The following is a 21,022-nucleotide window of genomic DNA, read 5'->3' as shown; positions in this document are numbered from 1 at the left end:
CTAATGTCCTTGAAACATGAATTGGCTGATAGAGATATCATCCATTTCTTTCATTTCAATTGCCTTATGTTCAAGGGAGAACTTTTCAAATTGCTTTTCTTTCATTTTTTCAAACTTTTTAAACTCAATATTTTTTTCAGTTAAATCAGATTGTTTTTCATTCATTTGATGGCGTTTCATGATCACAAGCTGCTGATAATGATGAATGGTGTTATCTAAGTTCGTCACAAATTGCTGATAATGACGCATTTCTTGAACACTCATCCCACTTCTCAGCTTTTCTTCTTTGCTCTTTTCCATTAGCTCTTTTTTACTCATATTTTCATAGAGTTTTTCAGCGGCTTGCTCAAATGCCGAAACGGATTGTTGATACGCTGCGAGTGATTTGTCTTTTTCACTTTCTTTCAATTCTAAGAGCTTTTGAAATTTGTATTGATATCTCACTGTTTTTGTCAATCCTCTCTATTCATCAAACAGAGCAATATCCTCACGCTGTCTTCAATCGATACAGCCTCTTCAACGTCCTGCTTCAAAAATGAAATCAGTTGTGGGTAAGCTTGCATGGCCTCATCAATATCTTTAGAGGAGCCTTTTTTATATGCTCCAATGTTAATGAGATCTTCAGCGTTTTGATATGTGGATAAAAGCTGGCGGAACCGGTTAGCCGCTTCCTTATGATCATGACTTGCGATATTACTCATGACACGACTGATACTTTTCAGAATATTGACAGCTGGGAACTGTCCTTTGTTGGCCAATGCACGATCAAGTACTATGTGGCCATCTAAAATCCCCCGCACTGTATCAGCGATCGGCTCATTCATATCGTCACCATCAACAAGCACTGTGTAAAACGCTGTGATGGAACCAAGTTGATTTGTACCAGTTCGTTCTAGCAATTTTGGCAGTATAGCGAACACTGAAGGCGTATATCCTTTTGTTGTTGGCGGTTCACCGGTTGCAAGTCCTATTTCCCGCTGTGCCATGGCGACCCTTGTGACAGAATCCATCATAAACATGACATTTTTGCCTCTGTCTCTGAAATATTCGGCAATAGCTGTTGCAGTATAGGCTGCTTTTAATCTTGTCAGTGCGGGCTGATCTGAAGTTGCGACAACAACAATCGAACGCTTCAGTCCTTCAGCTCCTAAATCTTTTTCGATAAACTCGCGAACTTCACGTCCACGCTCTCCAACAAGTGCAATGACATTGAGATCCGCTTCTGTCTGCTTGGCAATCATCCCCATCAAGGTACTTTTACCAACACCGCTTCCCGCGAATATGCCAATTCTTTGACCAGTGCCGACTGTGAGCAAGCTGTCGATCACTCTGACACCAACGCCCATTTTTTCACGAATAGGCGGTCTGTCCATCGGGTTTGGAGGAGATTGTTCTGTTGAGACAGGTGCAAGTCCTTTAGGAAGCATGCTGCCATCCAGTGGATCACCGAATGCATCAACAACCTGCCCGATTAAACCAGTTCCTACTTTGACCTTTAACGACTCACCTGTTGCTTCAACAAGACTGCCTGGTGAGATGTTAGAGGCTTCTACATAAGGCATGAGCAGAATGTTTTCATCTTTAAAACCAACGACTTCTGCTTTGATCGGATGATTCTTACTCCCTTTTTTGTGAATAAGACATACATCACCGATTGAGCTTTCTGGCCCCTTGGACTCGATCATCAGTCCAACAACTCGATTGACTTTACCAAAACGTTTATAAGGATCGGCGGTTTCAATCGTTTCTTTTAGCACATCTATGTTCATTTGTGATCACCTGAATCAATGACTTCTAATAACTTTTCTTTTAACTGATTCATTTGGGTATCAACACTCGCTTCCACTTTTCCAAAGCTTGTTTCGACGTAACAAGTACCTTTTGGTGCTTTTTCATCCGAGTAAATGGCAAGATGTGTATTCTTTTGAAGGATTCTATTTAATTCGTCTTTATATTCCATCACATGTTCGTAATGTGCAGGGTCGACATAGATGGAAATATCGTCATATTCTTTCACTTCTGAAATGACCTGCTTCACTAGCGTTAAAAATTGTTCTTTTGTGTCCTCAGCTGCATTCCATACTCGTTTAGCGAGCTCAAAGGCAAGTTCGACAATTTCTTCAGCAGAGCTTTCAATTTTTGCTTCATAGTCCTGCTTTGCAAGGCTGACAATGTCATTCGCTTGATCAAGAATCGATTGATACTGTAAAGTCGCATCTGCTTCGCCCTTTTGAAAACCATCTTGATATCCTGTTTGTTTCGCTTCTTCAATGAGCTGTACTCTTTCTGCTTCAAAATCAGCTCGCCGCTGATTGATTTCAGCCATTGTTTGTTCCAGCTCACGATTTGCTTGTTCTAAAATACGGCTTGCTTCATCTTGTGCATCACTTAATACAAGTTGAGATGCTTCTGTTTCGTTGACAAGCTCTTCTTCGTGATGTTCTCTTTTGAATTCCACTTGCTGCAAGGGAATGGTTTGACGGCCTTGTTCAGGAATAACAGATGTTTCATGTTTGATAATCCTAGACAATGATATCGTCTCCTCCACCTCGAGCTATGACGATTTCTCCAGCCTCTTCAAGTCGTCTTACGATGCTGACAATACGAGTCTGTGCTTCCTCGACATCTCTAAGCCGGACAGGTCCCATAAACTCCATTTCTTCTTTGAACGTTTCGACCATACGCTGCGACATGTTGCGGAAGACAATTTCTTTGACTTCTTCGCTTGCCACTTTGAGTGCAAGTAGTAAATCGTCATTTTCAACATCTCGAATCACGCGCTGAATGGCTCTGCTATCAAGAGTGACAATGTCTTCAAAGACAAACATACGTTTCTTAATTTCATCAGCAAGCTCAGGATCTTGAATTTCTAGTGTATCTAAAATGGTTTTCTCCGTTGCACGGTCTACACCATTCAGGACTTCGACTACCGCTTCGACTCCGCCCGTTTGGGTATAATCTTGCGTAAAGGTTGAAGAGAGCTTTTGTTCAAGAATACGTTCCACCTCATTGATGATCTCTGGAGATGTGCGGTCCATTAAAGCAATTCTTCTTGCAACCTCAGTTTGTACTTCCTCGCCTAACTCAGATAAAATCTGTCCAGCCTGTACTGGATCTAGGTAGGAAAGAATGAGCGCAATGGTTTGTGGATGCTCATGCTGGATAAAGTTTAAAATTTGCTCTGGGTCAGCCTTTCTAGCAAAATCAAATGGTTTCACTTGAAGTGAGGATGTTAAGCGATTTAAGATGCTGTCCGCTTTGTCCTCACCAAGCGCTTTTTCAAGCACTTGTCTTGCGTACATAAGGCCGCCTTGTGATATGTAGTCCTGCGCGATGGCAATGCTGTGAAATTCTTCGATGATCTCATCTTTTTTAGCAGTATCTACACTTCTTACATTTGAAATTTCTAATGTTAATTTTTCTATTTCGTCTTCAGACAGATGTTTGTATACAGATGCTGACACGTCTAGCCCTAAGGAAATCATTAGGATTGCTGCTTTTTGTCTGCCTGTTAGTCGATTTGGATCTTTTCTCGACATGTGTATTCCTCCTAATCCTCGGACAGCCAGCTGCGTAGCAATTTAGCAAAGTCTTCTGGTTTATCTTTTGCCATTTTTTCAAGCTGATTTTTTCTCACCATTTCTTCTGTTTCTGGCTCAGTATCGATATCAGGAACATGGATTGGTGTACGTTCATCAAACTCAAACTCTTCTTCCTCTTCTTTTCTTCGCTTACGTACGAGAAGGATAATGAGAGCGATAATGGCAAGTAGTAGCACACCGCCAACAATATAAACCCAAATCGGAATATTGTTTGAAGGGTTTTCTGCTGCCGTTTGCTGTTTACCGTCTAATTTTGATACAGATAAAACGATTTTGTTATCTAAGTCAGCTTGAGTGAGCGCTTGACCGTTTGTGTATTCTTTATCAATCGATGTACTGATGATGGTTGAAAGAATTTTTTTGATATCATCCTGCCTTTCAGCAGTTAATGAGTTCGGATCGTTTGCAGTAGGCGGTTCAACCAGTGCCTGAATGCCAACGTCTCTGATTTTATAAGGACTTTCTTTGATATCTTTATGAATGCGGTTGACTTCATAATTGATACGATCTTCGCTCTTTTCGTAATCTCCGCTTCCATTCGTTCCATCGGCACCTTGATAATTTGTGACATCATCGTCACCTGTTCCAGCGGTGCCTCCAGCTGCTGCGCCATTACCTGAATAAGTTTCAGCAATCTTTTCAGCGCTGACAGCAATTCCTTGCATGTTTTCTTGATCAACTGGTTCGACAAGATCTTCTTTTCTTTTTTCTTCAGTAAAATCAATGTCTGTAGTGACCGATACGGCAACTTTCTCTTGACCCATCATCGTTCCAAGCAGCTGTTGAATTTTTCGTTGAAGATTCTTTTCAATCTCCTCTTTTTTCTGCTGCTGTGCATCCATTCCACTTGCATAGGAATCTGAGCTGCTGTTTAAGTCATAGTAGTTGGAATCTTGGTCCATAATGACAATGTTTTCTGTTTTTAAATTCGGCACACTTTTTGAAATAAGATGATAAAGGCCTTTTACTTGTTGCTGAGTAAGCGTGTAGCCTGGTTGAACTTGCAGCACAATTGATGCTGATGCATTACTTTGCTCTTCTCCAACAAAAACGGAATCTTTTGGCAGGTTAATCATAACCTTTGAATCTTTAATCCCATCAATCGTGTTGATCAGATTGGATAGTTCTGTCTGAGTTGCGTCTACTTTCAGAACATCAAATTCATTATCTGTTAAACCGAAGCCGGAATTGTTCGCAAAGAAGGAGTAGTCAATATTCCCCGTTTTAGGAAGTCCTTCTGATGCAAGTGTTACTTTTAAAGTGTCCGCTTGCTTTTCTGGAACTAAAATCGTCGTTCCGTTATTTGCAAGTTCCGATTTAACGTTTTTGCCATCCAGTTCCTGTTTGATTTGTCCTGCTTCTGCCTCAGACAAATCTCTAAACAACGGAACCATTTTTTCAGAAGAAGCAAAGATGCTAACAACCGTAATAATGATTGCTAGGGCAGCTACGCCGCCAATCATGAGTATTTTTTGTAATTTTGATCGATTTCGCCAAAACTCAACTGTTTTTGTTCTTAATTGCATTAAAGTACGATTCATCTTAACCCCCGGTCATTCCATTCAGTCTATTTTTTGTCCACCAGCACCTCCTACATCTGCATTCTCATAATCTCTTGGTACGCTTCGACTGCTTTATTCCGAAACTCGGTTGCAGCTGTGAGTGTCACACTCGCTTTTTGTGAAGCAATCATGACTTCATCGAGATTGACATCTTTCCCTTGTGCGAGAGCATTCGTATACTGGTCTGATTTCAGCTGTGATTGATTTAATGCCTCAATGGAATTCTTCAGCACATCAGAGAAATTCGTTTGACTTTTAGGTGCAGCCGCCTGCACAGACGATGCATTCGTCAATTCACTTGCTTGCTGAGCGGTTTGAAGCTGGAAAGGAGATATTGCGTTAACCAATTCTTTTCACCTTACTTTCCTATTTCTAAAGCTTTCATCAGCATGCTTTTATTCGCATTCAGCGCGGTCACGTTTGCTTCATATGACCTTGAGCTACTGATGAGATCAACCATTTCCTTTAATGGATCAACGTTTGGTGTTTGAACATATCCATTTTCATTGGCATCGGGATTTGTAGGATCATATTGAAGGTTGAATGGAGTTTCGTCTTCAGTAATTTTTGTTACTTTGACGCCGTTTCCTAATTTGCCGCTCGAATTCATGCTTGAGTTCAATATAGATGAAAATGATTCACCTGACGGCTGTAATGTGACGAGCTTGCGTCTATAAGGCTCCCACTTGCCATCAACCTGTTTAGCTCTTGTTGTATCCATATTCGCAAGGTTCGAGGATACAACGTCCATTCTGAGCCTCTGTGCTGTTAATGCTGAGGCCGAAGCGTTAACGCCTGAAAAAATCGACATCACTTACCTCCTGTCAAAACTGTTTTAAGAGAATTGAACTTTCCGCTCATTCTTTCAACCAACGCATTATACTGAATTTGGTTTTTAGCGAGTTCACTCATCTCTTGATCAATATCGACATTATTTCCGTTTTCTTGATAAGAAGTACGGTTACTCGAAACAACTGAATAATTAGACCCTGTTTTAGAAAAATCAATGTGACCTTGGTATGTTTTTTTAGCATCTAATTTGATTGACGCATCATTTAGCATGTCGTGGAATGCAACTTTTTTAGACTTGTAGTTCGGTGTGTCTATATTCGCGATATTATTGCTTATGACTTTTTGCTTAACATTCGCTCTGCCCAAGGCATTCTCAAGGTTGCTTATCGTTCCAGAAAATATATCCAAAACCATATACCTCCAATCATATGTATTTCATTCCATTTAATCATGTCGAGATTTGTAAAACCATATGTTCATTGTAAGAAATAATAGGATTAAAGTCTATGATGTAATTGTAAAAAAAACTCGTAATATATATCTATTTTACGAATAGGTATAAAGACCTAGATTCAAAGCACTACAGAATTGTAAGGGGTTTCTTGGAAAAAAGAGTGTCATTTTTCGGACAAATCCTCTTTTTTTATACAAAAAAACCCTTTTCAGCGTTTATTTCGGCCGAAAAGGGTTTTTTGATTAGTGAGATTTTAAATTTTCAAGTTCAATTAAAAATTTGTTGTTTAATACTTTGATGTATGTTCCCTTCATTCCAAGAGAACGAGATTCAATAACGCCTGCACTTTCTAATTTACGAAGTGCGTTTACGATCACTGAACGAGTGATTCCTACACGGTCAGCAATCTTACTTGCCACAAGCAGCCCTTCGTTGCCATCAAGTTCTTCAAAGATATGCTCAATCGCCTCAAGCTCACTATATGAAAGAGAACTGATTGCCATTTGAACAACCGCTTTACTTCTTGCTTCTTCTTCAATTTCTTCCGCTTTCTCGCGAAGAATCTCCATTCCAACAACTGTTGCGCCGTATTCAGCAAGAATTAAATCATCATCTTTGAATGTATCTTGCAAACGAGAAAGGATTAACGTCCCTAAGCGGTCTCCGCCTCCGATAATTGGCACAATCGTTGTCAAACCGGATTGGAATAAATCACGGTTCTCAATCGGGAAAGCTGTGTACTCACTGTTGATGTCAAGGTTTGAAGATGTTTCAGGGACATTGAATAAGCTTTTTGTATATTCTTCAGGGAACTGACGATCTTCCAGCATTTTTTTCATACGTGCATTTTCAATCTGCTGGTTAATAGAGTAGCCAAGAAGCTTCCCTCTTCTGCTTAATACGAAAATGTTTGAATCAATGACATCTCTCAGTGTTTCTGCCATTTCTTTAAAATTAACCGGTTTCCCCGCTGCATCTTGCAGCATCGAGTTAATAATCCTTGTTTTTTGTAGTAACGCCATAATAATGATCCTCCTAGATTACTTTATTCATTTGTTAAAGTATAAATTGACTTAAGTCTTTGTTATTTGCAATCTTTCCTAGCTTCTCTTCTACATACTGAGGGGTAATGGTCACTGTTTCCATTGTAATATCAGGCGCCTCAAATGAGAGCTCTTCTAGCAGCTTCTCAAGTATGGTGTGAAGCCTTCTTGCACCGATGTTATCCGTCTCCTGATTGACGTGATAAGCCACTTCGGCAATCTTATGAATAGCATCGTCAGAAAATTCAAGAGATATACCTTCTGTTTCAAGTAAAGCCTTATATTGCTTTAATAACGCGTTATCTGGTTCCGTTAAGATTTTCACAAAGTCTTCTATACTTAATTTATCTAATTCTACACGGATTGGGAAGCGTCCTTGAAGCTCTGGAATCAAATCCGAGGGTTTCGCCATATGAAAAGCACCTGCTGCTACAAATAGAACATGATCTGTTTTCACAGCCCCATACTTCGTCATCACAGTGGAACCTTCTACAATCGGTAAAATATCACGTTGAACCCCTTCACGAGAAACATCTGCAGACGATGTACCACCGCTTTTGGCAATTTTATCGATTTCATCGATAAAGATGATTCCTTGCTGCTCTGCTTTTTGCACGGCTTCCTGACCGACTTCATCCATATCAATCAGTTTTGAAGCTTCCTCAGCAGTTAACGCTTTTCTCGCTTCTCTGACGGTCAGCTTTCTGCGTTTTTTCTTTTTAGGCATGAGATTGCTAAGCGCATCCTGCATGTTCATACCCATTTGCTCCATACCCGAGCCTTGAAGCATATCAAACATGGAAGGCTGCTGCTCTTCAACTTCAATCGTGACGTAATGGTCTTCAAGTTCACCCATCGCCAGCTGGTGCGCAATGCGTTTTCTCGTCGACTCAAGCTCTACTTCTTCACTTGAGTGATCTCGATCACTTTCATCAGCATCAGAACCACCAAACAGCATCTCAAAAGGATTTTTCACAGACTGACTTTTTTTCTTTCCAGGAACAAGTAGATGAACAAGCCGTTTGTTTGCTTGTTTTTCCGCTTCTTCTTGAACATCCTTCATTTTTTCTTCTTTGACTAGTCTGATTGCTGTTTCCACTAAATCTCTGACCATTGATTCTACGTCACGTCCGACATATCCAACTTCAGTAAACTTCGTCGCTTCCACTTTAATGAAAGGTGCACCAGAAATCCTTGCAATTCTGCGGGCAATTTCTGTTTTCCCCACACCTGTCGGACCAATCATTAAGATGTTTTTAGGAACGACTTCATCCTTTAGCTTATCATGTAAAAGACTTCTTCTGTAACGGTTTCTTAAAGCCACCGCCACTGCTTTTTTCGCATCAAGCTGACCAATAATGTACTGATCGAGCTTTTCAACTATCTCTCTTGGGGTGAACGGCTTTTTCTCCATACGTCTCATGTCCTTTCTATTCAAGCTCTTCTAAAGTGATTTGATCGTTCGTGTAGACACAGATTTCTCCGGCCGTTTCAAGAGCCGCCTTTGCAATCTCTCGAGCTGAGAGATGGTCACCTGCATGTTTTTTGAGTGCTCTCCCGGCGCTAAGCGCGTAGTTGCCGCCTGACCCGATAGCCAAAATGCCATCGTCTGGCTCGATGACCTCTCCTGTTCCAGATACGAGCAGGATGCTTTCTTTATTCATGACGATCAGCATGGCCTCAAGCTGTCTGAGCATCTTGTCACTCCGCCATTCTTTCGCCAGTTCTACAGCTGCTCGTTTTAGGTTACCACCGTATTCTTCAAGCTTCGTTTCAAACTTCTCAAAGAGTGTAAATGCATCTGCAACTGAACCAGCAAAACCTGCGAGTACTTTGCCTCCGAAAAGACGGCGCACTTTTTTTGCTGTGTGTTTCATGACGACAGCCTGCCCAAAAGTGACTTGACCGTCTCCAGCCATCGCACTTTTTCCTTTATGTTGAACGGCAAAGATTGTGGTTGCATGAAATGATGACATGAAAAAACCTCCTTTTAGGATCGTTTAAAAGCCCTTGGGTGATGAGACATGTACGTTTTTCTTAAAGAATCTTTTGATACATGCGTGTACACCTGTGTTGATGATAAATTTGAGTGACCGAGAAGTTCTTGAACACTTCTTAAATCCGCTCCCTCGTTTAAAAGATGCGTAGCAAAGGTGTGCCTTAACATGTGTGGATGGATATGTAATGTGCCAGACGCCTTTTTCATTAATTCAGTTAGAATGAATCGAACGCCTCTATCTGTAAGAGGAGCTCCGCGCTGATTCAAAAACACATGTGAATCAGCACGATCCTTTCCCTTCACTTTCAGCTTCTGCCTTCCATCCTCTAAATATGTGGAGAGCGCTTCATGTGCATAAGATCCGAAAGGTACATACCGCTGTTTGCTGCCTTTCCCATGTACAAGCACTGTATCCATCGATAAATCAAGATCAGATTCTTTTAATGAACATAACTCACTGACCCTCATACCTGTTGCATAAAGTAGTTCTAAAATGGCTTGATTTCTTTGACCAAGCGGTGTATTTACATCAGAAACTGTAAATAGCTCTTTTAGTTCCTCTTCATACAAAAATGAAGGAATTCGCTTATCCTGCTTTGGTAAGCTAACGAGTAAAAAAGGATTTTCTTTCACAAGCTGTTCTCTTAATAAAAATTTATAAAAGCTGCGAAGTGCAGAGACTTTCTTACTAATCGTTCTTCTTGTAAGGCCTTTTTCATAAGCTTCTGTTAAATAAATTCTCGTATCTTGATAGGATACCTCTTCAAAACCGTCTATTCCTTGAATGTTCATAAATCTGACAAACTCTTCAATCGCCTCAGTATAACCTGAGATCGTTAAAGCTGAATAGTTCTTTTCAATCTGCAAATATTCAATGAATAAGTGGACAAGACGCTGTTTATCTGTCATTTTTACACCTCTTTAAGGCTTTTAAATGGTATCACATATCTTGCTTTCCGTGCAATGTTTTACTACAGAGATTTCGAAATAGTTTGAATAGTTTCGATTGCGCGTTTAGCGTACTCTGCATAGCGCTCTTGTTTGTTTTTAATTCGAACGCCAAGATCTTTCAGCAATCCAAAGTTTGCATTCATCGGCTGGAAGCTTTTCTTGTTTGTTGATGTGATGTAGTAAGCCATACTGCCAATCGCTGTTTCTTCTGGAAGTGTCACAAGCTCTTCTCCTTTAACAAAACGAGCTGCATTGATTCCAGCCACTAGTCCTGAAGCCGCGGACTCAACATATCCTTCAACACCAGTCATTTGTCCGGCAAAGAATAAGTCATCTCTATTTTTAAATTGATACGTCGGTTTTAGAAGGCTTGGCGAGTTAATAAATGTATTACGGTGCATCACACCATAGCGAACAATCTCTGCCTCTTCAAGACCTGGAATCAAACGGAATACTTCCTTTTGATCGCCCCACTTTAGATGTGTTTGGAAACCAACAATATTATATAAAGTACCTGCTGCATCATCCTGTCTTAATTGAACAACAGCGTAAGGTCTTTTTCCTGTTTTTGGATCTTCAAGTCCAACTGGTTTCATCGGGCCAAAGAGCATGGTTTTTTTCCCTCTTTTGGCCATGACTTCAATGGGCATACAGCCTTCGAAGAAGATTTCTTTTTCGAACTCTTTTAACGGCACAGTTTCAGCAGAAATGAGCGCCTCATAAAAACGATCGAATTCTTCTTCTGTCATCGGACAGTTTAAATAAGCCGCTTCCCCTTTATCATAACGTGATTTCAAGTACACTTTATCCATATCGATGCTGTCTTTCTCGAGGATAGGCGCTGCTGCATCGTAGAAATATAAATACTCTTCACCTGTTAAAGATTTTAATTCTTTTGAAAGTGCTTCTGATGTAAGAGGACCCGTTGCGATAATCGTCGGACCTTCTGGAATGCTTTGCACTTCTTCTTGAAAGACCGTCACATTCGGGTGATTTTTCACGCGGTCTGTGACGTTAGCTGCAAATTCATGACGATCTACTGCAAGCGCTCCACCAGCAGGAACCGAGCTTTCATCTGCTGCTGCGATGATTGCTGAATCTAAATGACGCATTTCTTCCTTTAAAACACCGACTGCGTTCGTTAAAGCATTCGCACGCAATGAGTTACTGCATACGAGCTCCGCAAATTTATCTGTGTGGTGAGCTGGTGTTTGTTTGACAGGTCTCATTTCATACAGATGGACTTTAATTCCGCGCTTGGCAATTTGCCATGCCGCTTCACTTCCTGCTAAACCTGCTCCGATCACATTTACAAATTGACTCATTGTACAACTCTCCTATTTCGTAAGTTCTATTTGATGACATAAAAAAGCAGGTGAACAAGGCTGCTCACCGCTATTTTTGTTGTTCCTCTTTATAATCACAGTTCACACATTGAACTTGAATGCCTTTTTTCAGCTTTTTCTCTACAAGCATATTTTCGCATTTTGGACACTTTCTTTCAATTGGTTTGTCCCAAGAAACGAATTCACACTCTGGAAAACGATCGCAACCGTAAAAAATGCGGCGCTTCTTAGATTTCCGTTCAACGATATTTCCTTCGTGACAAGTCGGGCATTTGACACCAATATCTTTGACAATTGGTTTTGTGTTACGGCAGTCAGGGAAATTAGAGCATGCCATGAACTTACCGTATCTCCCCATTTTGTACACCATTGGATGACCACACTCTTCGCAATCAACTCCGGCGTATTCAGGCTCGATCTCAACTTCCTGCATCTCTGCTTCTGCTTTTTCTACCCGTTTTGCAAAATCTTGATAGAAACTGTCGATAATGCGTACCCATTCAATCGTACCTTCTTCAACGCTATCAAGTTCTTTTTCCATTTTCGCAGTAAATTCTACGTTAATGATTTCAGGGAAGAATTCAATAATTAAGTTGAGCACAATCTCTCCAAGCTCTGTTGGAATAAACCGTTTGTTATCAAGTGCCACGTAGCCACGCTTTTGAATGGTATCTAATGTTGGTGCATACGTAGATGGGCGGCCAATACCTAGCTCTTCAAGGGTTTTGACAAGTCTTGCCTCAGTGTAACGTGGAGGCGGCTGCGTGAAGTGCTGCTCTGGTTCAATATCTTTTGAAAGAACGGTGTCTCCCTCTTTCAGATCAGGAAGCATTTTGTCCTTTTCTTCTAACTGGTCGTCCTTCCCTTCAACATATACTTTCATAAATCCAGGGAATTTCACCTTACTTCCATTTGCACGGAAAGTAAGCCCGTTATTTTCAAGATCCACACTCATTGTATCAAGAACAGCTGGTGCCATTTGGCTTGCCACAAAACGTTCCCAAATCAATTTATAAAGACGAAGCTGATCTCTACTTAGCACATGTTTGACATCTGCTGGTTTTCTTAGCGTAGAAGTCGGACGGATGGCTTCGTGAGCATCCTGTGCATTTTCGTTCTTTTTGGCAGTTCGTTTTGTTGTATTCAAGAAATTCTTGCCGTACGTTTGATCAATGAAAGCAGATACTTCTTCAATTGCCGTATTGGAAATACGTGTTGAGTCCGTTCTCATATATGTAATGAGACCTACTGTACCTTCTTTACCAAGATCAATTCCTTCATATAATTGCTGTGCAATCATCATCGTTTTCTTCGCACGGAAGTTTAGTTTTCTCGCTGCCTCTTGTTGTAAGGTAGATGTTGTAAACGGAACAGCTGGGTTGCGTTTACGTTCTTTTTTCGTCACTTTTTCAACAGAAAACTTGCTTCCTTTTAATTTCGAAAGGATTTCTTTTACATCTTCTTTTGTTTTTAGCGGATGTTTTTTGCCATTTACGCCAAAGAAACTCGCTTCAAAACTTTCTTTCCCTTTTAGGAAGGTGCCATCAATTGTCCAGTATTCTTCTGGTTTGAATTCATTAATTTCATTCTCGCGGTCAATAATCAGGCGGAGTGCAACTGATTGAACACGACCGGCGCTTAAGCCCTTTTTGACTTTCTTCCATAAAATCGGGCTGATTTTATATCCAACGAGACGATCTAAAATCCGTCTTGCCTGCTGCGCATCAACCAAGTCCATATTGATCATACGTGGATGCTTAAAGGAATCTTTAATTGCATCTTTTGTAATCTCGTTAAAGACAACGCGGCAATCTGAAGAGAGGTCAAGGTCAAGGCTGTGAGCTAAATGCCAAGCAATCGCTTCTCCCTCTCTGTCGGGGTCAGCTGCGAGATATACTTTTTTTGCTTTCTTCGCTGCTGTTTTTAATTCTTTTAAGACTGGACCTTTTCCTCGAATCGTAATATATCTCGGTTCGAAGTCATGCTCAGTGTCAACACCAAGCTGACTTTTCGGTAAATCCCTTACGTGCCCCATTGAAGCCTTTACTTTATACTTTTTTCCTAAATAACGCTCAATCGTTTTCGCCTTTGCTGGCGACTCAACGATGACTAAATAATCAGCCATACTCAAAATCCCCCTTAAGAGGTGTTCTCTCTTTATCCATTTCACAAATTTATATTTATGTTAATTGCACCTATCTAACAGGCAATCGTTAAAAATTCTTTATGATGAACATCATTATAAACACGAAAAACAAAGTGTAAACTTAAATCCTCACTATTATTAAATATTCCGATGTCTTTTGTCAAACGATATTTTTATGGGAGTTCAGTATATTGAACACCGCTCAAGGAGAATTCCTCTAAAATATCCTTCGTTGAATGAACAAGCTTGGCACCTTGCTGAATCAGTCTAGCTGGACCTATAGAATTAGAATCAAAGATCGATCCTGCAACAGCAAACACTTCTTTTCCTTGCTCTAATGCCTGGTAGGCTGTAATAAGCGAACCGCTCTTTTCTTTGCACTGAACCACGATGGTTCCTCTTGTCAGGGCACTAATTAATCGGTTTCTCATTGGAAAATGCCATTTTTCTGGTTTGATATAAGGCGGATGCTCTGACAACAGTAAATGATGTTCTCCCATATATTGAGCCATTTGCACATGTTCTTTTGGATATACATGTTGAAAACCGCCAGCTACAACACCAATCGTTTTTCCTTTTTTTCTTATGCACTCTTTGTGTGCAAGTCCATCAATTCCTTTTGCTAAACCACTCACAATCATCCAATCTTCCTCTACAAGTTCTCCAACAATTTTCTTCACGCACGCTTCTCCATAAGAGGTTGGCACTCGTGTACCTACTACACCTAAACTTTTTTCTTCATTTAAATAGGTAACGTTTCCTTTTAGGAATAATACTGGGGGAGGATCATAAATGTGTTTTAGTGAGCTGGGATATAAAGGTGATGTGATGGGAATCATGTGAATATTTTGCTTTAAATAGGCTTGAACGATGTGTTGAAAAATGGGGAATTCATTTTCTTCAGCTTGTTGTAAGCGGGTAAAGTCGATCTTTTGTAATGATCGATCCTGTTTGAAATGATGTGTTTCTTCATTTATATATAGCTCAGGATCGACTTTCCACCATTTTGTTAACAAAGAGGGTGAGATGAGGCCTTTTAAGCGGTGAAAAATCATTCTTTCGGACACGTTGTACATACCATTCCTCCAGTTTAAGATAGAAAGAAGAAGACTTGTCAAAGAACAAGTCTTCTTGTGTCATTAATGCGTTTTACAAGCTTCGAAGAGATTCTTCTCTTTTAACACTTTAATTAAGGTTTCTCCCATGACAGATGGTGTCTCTGCCACTTCGATTCCACATTCACGCATTGTTTTTACTTTTTCATCAGCAGTTCCTTTACCACCAGAAATAATGGCGCCAGCATGTCCCATGCGTTTTCCTGGAGGCGCTGTTTTACCGCCAATAAAGCCAACAACCGGCTTGGTCATATTTGCTTTTACCCATTCAGCTGCTTCTTCTTCAGCAGTACCACCGATTTCACCAATCATGATCACAGCATGCGTTTCAGGATCTTCATTGAAGGCTTTTAATACATCAATAAAGTTCGTGCCATTGACAGGGTCTCCGCCAATTCCTACAGCTGTTGATTGACCAACACCAGCCTCTGAAAGCTGATGTACCGCTTCATATGTAAGCGTTCCAGAACGAGATACAACACCAACATGACCTTTTTTATGAATGTAGCCAGGCATGATGCCAATTTTACATTCTTCAGGTGTAATCACGCCAGGACAGTTCGGTCCAACAAGTCTTGTCTTCTTACCTTCCATATAGCGTTTCACTTTAACCATATCCAGAACTGGAATGTGTTCTGTGATACAAATCACTAGATCCACTTCTGCATCAACAGCCTCTAAAATGGCGTCTGCTGCAAATGGTGCTGGTACATAGATAACAGAAGCATTTGCTCCAGTTGTCTGTACTGCTTCAGATACAGTATTAAATACAGGAACTCCCTCTACTTCAGTTCCACCTTTTCCAGGTGTGACACCGCCAACGATATTTGTTCCATACTCAATCATTTGTTTTGTATGGAATAATGCGGTTGAACCGGTAATCCCCTGAACAATTACTCTCGTATTTTTATTAATAAATACACTCATTTAGGTTCCCTGCCTTTCTGCTCTACTTGACTAAAGATACAATCTTTTCTGCCCCGTCAGCCATAGACTCAGCAGAAGTGATATTTAAGCCTGAATCACTCAGGATTTTCTTCCCTAATTCAACGTTTGTTCCTTCAAGACGTACAACGAGTGGTAATGTTAAGCCGACTTGTTTCGTCGCTTCAACAACACCTTCTGCGATGACATCACATTTCATGATGCCGCCAAAAATGTTCACGAAAATCCCCTTGACATTTTGATCAGATAAGATGATTTTAAATGCTTCCGTTACTTTTTCAGCAGTTGCACCGCCGCCAACATCAAGGAAGTTTGCAGGGTCCCCGCCGTAATGCTTGATGATATCCATTGTAGACATCGCAAGGCCTGCTCCATTCACCATACAGCCAATATTCCCATCTAGAGAAATGTAGCTTAGGTCATATTTAGATGCTTCAATCTCTTTTGGATCTTCTTCATCAAGGTCACGGTATTCTAATATATCTTTTTGTCTATATAAGGCATTGCTATCAAAGTTTAATTTTGCATCAAGTGCCATGACTTTTCCATCACCTGTTACAACAAGAGGATTTATCTCGGCAATTGAACAATCCTTTTCAATAAACGCATTGTAAAGGCTTGTCATAAACTTAACAGCTTGACCAACTAATTTTGTTGGAATATTAATTTTAAACGCAACTTCTCTCGCCTGATAGGCTTGGAGACCAATCGCTGGGTCGATGACCACTTTCACGATTTTTTCTGGCGTTTTTTCTGCTACTTCTTCAATTTCAGTACCGCCTTCTTCAGAAGCCATCAAAACAATTCTTGATGTTGCTCTATCCAAAACGAGTCCTACATAGTATTCTTTTTGAATATCGCAGCCCTCTTCAATAAGTAAGCGTTTTATTTCGCGCCCTTCAGGCCCTGTTTGATGTGTGACAAGTGTCTTGCCGAGCAATTCCTCTGCAAACCCTTTCACTTCATCTTTTGTTTTTGCAATTTTTACCCCACCTGCTTTACCACGGCCGCCTGCATGAATCTGTGCTTTTACGACATATACAGAGCTTCCTAGCTCTTCTGATGCTTTCACTGCTTCATCAGGTGTAAATGCTACTTTACCATTTGGAACTGAAACCCCATATTTTCTTAGGATTTCTTTTCCTTGGTACTCATGGATATTCATTTCCCATCCTCCCAACATATGTAGAAACAAAAATTATAAAATAGACTGCGCTTTCATTTTAAAGAATAAAAAAGAGAATGTCTAGGGTTCTATGTAAAATCGTAAAATCCTTCTAAACATTCAAACTTTTATTTTATTAAAAATATAAATTTTTCAGTCAAAACACTTATTTTACCTTATTTTTTCATTTTTTGATCCAATCGATAGATAAATGAAAATATTTCTGCTACAGTATCGTATAACGCTTCTGGGATTTCCTCATCCAGCGTTAAGTGGCGCATCAGTTCTACTAAATTACGGTCTTCTTGGATAGGAACCCCAGCTTTTTGAGCTTCTTCAATAATATGATCAGCCACATAGCCGCTGCCTGTTGCAACGACTTTTGGCGCCTTTTGTTTTTCTTCATCATAGTGTAGAGCGACCGCTCTTCTAAGCGGTTTTGAATCTTTCATACTCGTAAGTCCAGCCCTTTCTCGCTGATTTTATGAAAGTGTTCATCTAGAAAGTGAGACGGATCAATTGGCTCTTCTCTTTTTTTCGCTGTAATCCCCGTTAAACTATACCCTAGGGCATTTAAATTCTCTCGAACAGCTGGAATCATTGGATTAATGGTCCCTTGCAGTTCGTGAGCCGTCTCGACTGTAATTGACATCACTTTTTGCTGAATCGTACAGTCTATTAACGTTTCTTCTAAGTTTTCCATGTTTAAATAAAACATTAAACGGCACTGAGAAATATCGATAGAGCCATCTTTTTTCTTATGCCCTTTTAGAATAAAGGTTAAATCTTGAACACTATGTTTTGAGAAAAGAGGGTAAGAAACCATCATTTGACTAACTGTTTGGTTTTCCTGATGCACTAGTAACTGCCCATTTAATCTATGGAATAATTGATCCACTTCTTTTTTTACGGGCTCGGGAACATCAGCTTGCCTTGCATCATTTAAAACCATCTTTAATTGGTGAAGCTCTTGGCTTTTGACATCTTGGCTGCCCTTTTCCAGTAGTTTCAGCATCCCAATTTCATCTCGTACACCTATCGCTTTTTTCATCGTCATCAGTAAATCGAGTACATCGGTTTTATTGCTTAATGCTGGTTCAGTCTGCTGAATGACCTTTGCCAATGCGTTCGCCTCTGTTTTTGAAAGAAACGGAAATTCCTTTTGAAGCACGGCTGCCTTTGCGTCAGCCTGTGGTCCTGCCTGCTGGACTGCTTGAACCAGTGATGTGAGCTGTTTTACATCAAGCTGCTGCTGTCCGTCTATGCCTTGCTTTGTGATGCTTGTCAGAATGCGTTCTATCTGCTGAAGCGGGAGCTGTTTTGGACTTAATAATTGCTGCACGCTGTTCTGATTCACTGTATCCGCCTGTCGCCCTTGTTGTATAGCGGTGGGCTGGCTCTGCTTTGTTTGCTGAGCCGGATTGACATGAGGCTGCACCTGCAAGCTTTCTCCTTGCTTCGTTTGGCCTTCTTTTGCTCCTAGAAGCACCGATAAGAGCTTTTCTGCATGAACGGTTGTCTCAGCATTTACAACCGTACGAACGGCCTGTGTAAGAGCCTGTGTGGCTTCTGATTGCTTCGGAAGCTGTGTTAATCGATCTAGCAGTGCTGTCACATCCTGATGAAGTGCAGAGGGGGATTTCATCGCTAATATTGATTGGAGCACTCCTTGCTGAATCGGCAAATCTTTCTTTAAAGCAAAAAGAAGTGCTTGCAGACCTTTTTTGATATCCGCGCCTTGAAGTTGTTCAATCCATTTTACTGCCGTTTTTAACTCTGCTTCGTTGATGACCGGTTTTTCTTTTAAAAAGGCTGTAGCTGTTAACATTTGTTCAAGTCCATTTTTAAGCGACAGACCTTCTAGTAGTTTAGCTGCGGCATCCTTTAATGTTTTAGGATCTTGGTCAAATTGCTGAACAGGTCTTAATTTACTCAGGCTGCCTCCACCTTCTTGTTCTAATTGGAACCAATAGAATGAATCGGCTTTAAGCTGAGCCGCTAGCTGCGCTTTTATTTTAGTAGCGCCTATTTGAACAAGCGCTGTATCATCTCCAAGCATTTTTAGTACTTTACCAAGAATGAGCCGGTGAATATTTTCCTTTCCTTCCGTGTTAAGCGGAACAGATTCTGCCGTATTCAGCCGACTATTCAGTGCAGTATGTATATCTTCAACTCTTGTCATCACAGGCAGCCCCCTTGTGTCAATATATTTATGAAATAACAGATTTCACTGGTGCAAATGATAACCGGTGGATAGGTGTAGCGCCATGTGTTTGAATGGCAGCCAGGTGCTCTTTCGTTCCATACCCTTTATGTTTTTCAAATTGATACTCAGGGTACTGGCGTCCATACTCTTCCATCATTAGGTCCCTTGTCACTTTGGCAATACATGCACCAGCTGCGATGGATGCGCTTTTAGCATCTCCTTTGATGATATTCTCCTGTTGAGTAGGAAGCGGGAGCGTCATCGCATCTATGAGTAGATAATCAGGTGTGTGAGTGAGCTGCTTTACAGCCCTCACCATCGCCAGTCTTGATGCTTCGTATATATTGATTTCGTCAATCGTTGCCGCATCAACAATGCCGATGCCGATATCGAGTGCTTCCTTTTGAATGAGCTCATAATAGGTCATTCTTTTTTTCTCAGATAGCTGTTTTGAATCATTTAAACCGAGTAGGACGGTATCTTCTTTTAATATCACAGCTGCCGCAACAACTGGGCCAGCCAGTGGTCCTCTTCCTGCTTCATCTATGCCTGCAATATAAGTGTATCCTTGCGCTTTTGCTTTGGTTTCAAATTGCAGCATTTGCTTCCATGCTGCATGCAGTTCTTGCTGCTTTTGTCTGCCTTTGTTCCATTTGTCCATTAACTTTTGGACACTTTTTCTTGTATCGTCTTTCAATAGTTCACGAATGTATGACTCGTCGTCAGCATGTTGTTCTATTAATTCTTTTATTTGTTTGACCGTGTACATTGGCTTTTCCGCAGCCTCCTTCTTTATATCGGCAGTTTTTCGCAAAAAATAAAGACCCGCATGAGCTGCGTGTCTTTTAGCTTTCAGGCTTCTCAAAAGTGAGGGGACCAAATTTTTCCGTTCGAATATCCCGAATAATGATTTCGGTCGTTTTGTCGTAATTAATGAATCCTCCACTCATCAGACAGCCGCGTTTTGTGCCAATGGCATCAAACAGCTCAACTGTATCTTCAGGTATTTCTGCTAGATCATAGCGTTTTTTTAATCGCTCTGGATAGTGCTCTTCTAAAAAGCGCAGCGCATACACTGCGACATCCTGCAAGTTGATGATTGAGTCTTTAATCGCTCCGGTGACGGCCAGCCTAAGACCTACTTGTTCATCTTCAAATTTCGGCCAGAGAATTCCAGGGGTATCGAGCAGTTCAAGTTCTTTTCCTACCTTCACCCATTGCTGTGACGTCGTAATACCAGGTCGATCTCCTGTTTTCGCAATATTTTTCTTTGCCAACCGATTAATCAGCGTTGATTTGCCGACATTGGGAATTCCGATAATCAAAGCTCGAATGGCACGCGGCTTAACACCTTTTGCTTTCATTCGATCGAACTTTTCTTTTAAGATTTCTTTTGATGTCGTAATGATTTGATTTAACCCTTGTCCATCGACAGAATTAATGGCAAGCGACCGTACACCTTGCGCTTCAAAGTGTGCCTGCCACTCTTTTGTCATACGAGGATCTGCTTTATCTGCTTTGTTCAAAAGCATAATTTTCGGTTTGTTTTGGAGGATTTCTTCAATCATTGGGTTTCTAGAGGACATCGGAATCCTTGCATCGGTTAATTCAAATACGATGTCGATGAGCTTTAATTTTTCTGTGACTTCCCGTCTTGCTTTTGCCATATGGCCTGGAAACCATTGAATTGTCATAT

Annotated in this window: 21 protein-coding genes; all 21 read right to left on the bottom strand. The window is 40.7% G+C overall.

Annotated elements, in window-relative coordinates; all coding sequences use genetic code 11:
- The 21 genes from fliJ to ylqF all read right to left on the bottom strand — a co-directional run bounded on the left by fliJ (nucleotide 1) and on the right by ylqF (nucleotide 21,020).
- Nucleotides 1–444, bottom strand: a complete 444-nt coding sequence (gene fliJ, locus MHI41_RS07950) for a flagellar export protein FliJ (RefSeq protein WP_024720352.1) — start codon at nucleotides 442–444, stop codon at nucleotides 1–3.
- Between the two features lie 8 nt (nucleotides 445–452).
- Nucleotides 453–1,769: a flagellar protein export ATPase FliI gene (fliI, locus tag MHI41_RS07945; RefSeq protein ID WP_342494688.1), complete on the bottom strand. Its 1,317-nt coding sequence runs from the start codon at nucleotides 1,767–1,769 to the stop codon at nucleotides 453–455.
- Complete coding sequence (fliH, locus tag MHI41_RS07940; RefSeq protein ID WP_017359090.1) at nucleotides 1,766–2,530, bottom strand: flagellar assembly protein FliH; 765 nt, start codon at nucleotides 2,528–2,530, stop codon at nucleotides 1,766–1,768. Before fliH ends, fliI begins: the two co-directional genes overlap by 4 nt.
- The gene (fliG, locus tag MHI41_RS07935) at nucleotides 2,523–3,539 is read right to left on the bottom strand and encodes a flagellar motor switch protein FliG (RefSeq protein WP_008344808.1); all 1,017 of its coding nucleotides are present in this window, start codon (nucleotides 3,537–3,539) and stop codon (nucleotides 2,523–2,525) included. The genes fliH and fliG overlap by 8 nt, the downstream gene beginning before the upstream one ends.
- Nucleotides 3,540–3,550: 11 nt before the next feature.
- Complete coding sequence (gene fliF, locus MHI41_RS07930; RefSeq protein ID WP_017359091.1) at nucleotides 3,551–5,143, bottom strand: flagellar basal-body MS-ring/collar protein FliF; 1,593 nt, start codon at nucleotides 5,141–5,143, stop codon at nucleotides 3,551–3,553.
- 50 nt (nucleotides 5,144–5,193) lie between these two features.
- On the bottom strand, nucleotides 5,194–5,511 hold the full coding sequence (gene fliE / locus MHI41_RS07925; RefSeq protein WP_007499609.1) for a flagellar hook-basal body complex protein FliE: 318 nt from the start codon (nucleotides 5,509–5,511) through the stop codon (nucleotides 5,194–5,196).
- 11 nt (nucleotides 5,512–5,522) lie between these two features.
- Nucleotides 5,523–5,975 carry a flagellar basal body rod protein FlgC gene (gene flgC, locus MHI41_RS07920; protein ID WP_007499610.1) on the bottom strand — a complete coding sequence of 151 codons (453 nt, stop codon included), beginning with the start codon at nucleotides 5,973–5,975 and terminating at the stop codon, nucleotides 5,523–5,525.
- On the bottom strand, nucleotides 5,975–6,364 hold the full coding sequence (gene flgB / locus MHI41_RS07915; protein WP_017359092.1) for a flagellar basal body rod protein FlgB: 390 nt from the start codon (nucleotides 6,362–6,364) through the stop codon (nucleotides 5,975–5,977). The genes flgC and flgB overlap by 1 nt, the downstream gene beginning before the upstream one ends.
- 288 nt (nucleotides 6,365–6,652) lie before the next feature.
- Nucleotides 6,653–7,432 carry a GTP-sensing pleiotropic transcriptional regulator CodY gene (gene codY / locus MHI41_RS07910; RefSeq protein ID WP_041108981.1) on the bottom strand — a complete coding sequence of 260 codons (780 nt, stop codon included), beginning with the start codon at nucleotides 7,430–7,432 and terminating at the stop codon, nucleotides 6,653–6,655.
- 34 nt (nucleotides 7,433–7,466) lie between these two features.
- Nucleotides 7,467–8,867 (bottom strand): HslU--HslV peptidase ATPase subunit, encoded by a 1,401-nt coding sequence (hslU, locus tag MHI41_RS07905; RefSeq protein ID WP_017367242.1) that lies wholly within the window; start codon nucleotides 8,865–8,867, stop codon nucleotides 7,467–7,469.
- A gap of 16 nt (nucleotides 8,868–8,883) precedes the next feature.
- Entirely contained in the window at nucleotides 8,884–9,429 is a 546-nt protein-coding gene (hslV, locus tag MHI41_RS07900; RefSeq protein ID WP_007499614.1) for an ATP-dependent protease subunit HslV, read from the bottom strand.
- A gap of 14 nt (nucleotides 9,430–9,443) precedes the next feature.
- Nucleotides 9,444–10,361 carry a tyrosine recombinase XerC gene (gene xerC / locus MHI41_RS07895; protein WP_007499616.1) on the bottom strand — a complete coding sequence of 306 codons (918 nt, stop codon included), beginning with the start codon at nucleotides 10,359–10,361 and terminating at the stop codon, nucleotides 9,444–9,446.
- Nucleotides 10,362–10,423: 62 nt separating this feature from the next.
- Nucleotides 10,424–11,728: an FADH(2)-oxidizing methylenetetrahydrofolate--tRNA-(uracil(54)-C(5))-methyltransferase TrmFO gene (trmFO, locus tag MHI41_RS07890; RefSeq protein ID WP_007499618.1), complete on the bottom strand. Its 1,305-nt coding sequence runs from the start codon at nucleotides 11,726–11,728 to the stop codon at nucleotides 10,424–10,426.
- Nucleotides 11,729–11,798: 70 nt separating this feature from the next.
- Nucleotides 11,799–13,874, bottom strand: a complete 2,076-nt coding sequence (gene topA / locus MHI41_RS07885) for a type I DNA topoisomerase (protein WP_058213783.1) — start codon at nucleotides 13,872–13,874, stop codon at nucleotides 11,799–11,801.
- A 194-nt stretch (nucleotides 13,875–14,068) separates the two neighbouring features.
- Nucleotides 14,069–14,971: a DNA-processing protein DprA gene (gene dprA, locus MHI41_RS07880; RefSeq protein ID WP_008344822.1), complete on the bottom strand. Its 903-nt coding sequence runs from the start codon at nucleotides 14,969–14,971 to the stop codon at nucleotides 14,069–14,071.
- A gap of 63 nt (nucleotides 14,972–15,034) precedes the next feature.
- The gene (sucD, locus tag MHI41_RS07875) at nucleotides 15,035–15,937 is read right to left on the bottom strand and encodes a succinate--CoA ligase subunit alpha (protein WP_007499624.1); all 903 of its coding nucleotides are present in this window, start codon (nucleotides 15,935–15,937) and stop codon (nucleotides 15,035–15,037) included.
- Between the two features lie 22 nt (nucleotides 15,938–15,959).
- Entirely contained in the window at nucleotides 15,960–17,120 is a 1,161-nt protein-coding gene (gene sucC / locus MHI41_RS07870; RefSeq protein ID WP_008344824.1) for an ADP-forming succinate--CoA ligase subunit beta, read from the bottom strand.
- A gap of 176 nt (nucleotides 17,121–17,296) precedes the next feature.
- A complete protein-coding gene (locus tag MHI41_RS07865) occupies nucleotides 17,297–17,572 on the bottom strand; it encodes a FlhB-like flagellar biosynthesis protein (RefSeq protein ID WP_008344827.1) in 276 nt (91 codons plus the stop codon).
- On the bottom strand, nucleotides 17,569–19,302 hold the full coding sequence (locus MHI41_RS07860) for a glycosyltransferase (protein WP_342494687.1): 1,734 nt from the start codon (nucleotides 19,300–19,302) through the stop codon (nucleotides 17,569–17,571). The genes MHI41_RS07865 and MHI41_RS07860 overlap by 4 nt, the downstream gene beginning before the upstream one ends.
- Before the next feature lie 28 nt (nucleotides 19,303–19,330).
- Entirely contained in the window at nucleotides 19,331–20,095 is a 765-nt protein-coding gene (locus MHI41_RS07855) for a ribonuclease HII (protein WP_017367237.1), read from the bottom strand.
- A gap of 76 nt (nucleotides 20,096–20,171) precedes the next feature.
- Nucleotides 20,172–21,020 (bottom strand): ribosome biogenesis GTPase YlqF, encoded by an 849-nt coding sequence (ylqF, locus tag MHI41_RS07850; RefSeq protein ID WP_007499632.1) that lies wholly within the window; start codon nucleotides 21,018–21,020, stop codon nucleotides 20,172–20,174.
- Between the last annotated feature and the right edge of the window lie 2 nt (nucleotides 21,021–21,022).

The organism is Bacillus sp. FSL M7-0307, assembly GCF_038627835.1.
Taxonomy (GTDB): Bacteria; Bacillota; Bacilli; order Bacillales; family Bacillaceae; genus Bacillus; species Bacillus altitudinis.
This window is presented reverse-complemented; position numbering and strand designations above follow the sequence as displayed.

Excerpts from the sequence above, each read along its gene's own strand:
- fliI (WP_342494688.1), bottom strand. The coding sequence starts at position 1,769 with ATGAACATAGATGTGCTAAAAGAAACGATTGAAACCGCCGATCCTTAT.
- fliG (WP_008344808.1), bottom strand. The coding sequence starts at position 3,539 with ATGTCGAGAAAAGATCCAAATCGACTAACAGGCAGACAAAAAGCAGCA.
- fliF (WP_017359091.1), bottom strand. The coding sequence starts at position 5,143 with ATGAATCGTACTTTAATGCAATTAAGAACAAAAACAGTTGAGTTTTGG.
- flgC (WP_007499610.1), bottom strand. The coding sequence starts at position 5,975 with ATGTCGATTTTTTCAGGCGTTAACGCTTCGGCCTCAGCATTAACAGCA.
- codY (WP_041108981.1), bottom strand. The coding sequence starts at position 7,432 with ATGGCGTTACTACAAAAAACAAGGATTATTAACTCGATGCTGCAAGAT.
- hslU (WP_017367242.1), bottom strand. The coding sequence starts at position 8,867 with ATGGAGAAAAAGCCGTTCACCCCAAGAGAGATAGTTGAAAAGCTCGAT.
- hslV (WP_007499614.1), bottom strand. The coding sequence starts at position 9,429 with ATGTCATCATTTCATGCAACCACAATCTTTGCCGTTCAACATAAAGGA.
- xerC (WP_007499616.1), bottom strand. The coding sequence starts at position 10,361 with ATGACAGATAAACAGCGTCTTGTCCACTTATTCATTGAATATTTGCAG.
- trmFO (WP_007499618.1), bottom strand. The coding sequence starts at position 11,728 with ATGAGTCAATTTGTAAATGTGATCGGAGCAGGTTTAGCAGGAAGTGAA.
- topA (WP_058213783.1), bottom strand. The coding sequence starts at position 13,874 with ATGGCTGATTATTTAGTCATCGTTGAGTCGCCAGCAAAGGCGAAAACG.
- dprA (WP_008344822.1), bottom strand. The coding sequence starts at position 14,971 with ATGTACAACGTGTCCGAAAGAATGATTTTTCACCGCTTAAAAGGCCTC.
- sucD (WP_007499624.1), bottom strand. The coding sequence starts at position 15,937 with ATGAGTGTATTTATTAATAAAAATACGAGAGTAATTGTTCAGGGGATT.
- sucC (WP_008344824.1), bottom strand. The coding sequence starts at position 17,120 with ATGAATATCCATGAGTACCAAGGAAAAGAAATCCTAAGAAAATATGGG.
- MHI41_RS07865 (WP_008344827.1), bottom strand. The coding sequence starts at position 17,572 with ATGAAAGATTCAAAACCGCTTAGAAGAGCGGTCGCTCTACACTATGAT.
- MHI41_RS07860 (WP_342494687.1), bottom strand. The coding sequence starts at position 19,302 with ATGACAAGAGTTGAAGATATACATACTGCACTGAATAGTCGGCTGAAT.
- MHI41_RS07855 (WP_017367237.1), bottom strand. The coding sequence starts at position 20,095 with ATGTACACGGTCAAACAAATAAAAGAATTAATAGAACAACATGCTGAC.
- ylqF (WP_007499632.1), bottom strand. The coding sequence starts at position 21,020 with ATGACAATTCAATGGTTTCCAGGCCATATGGCAAAAGCAAGACGGGAA.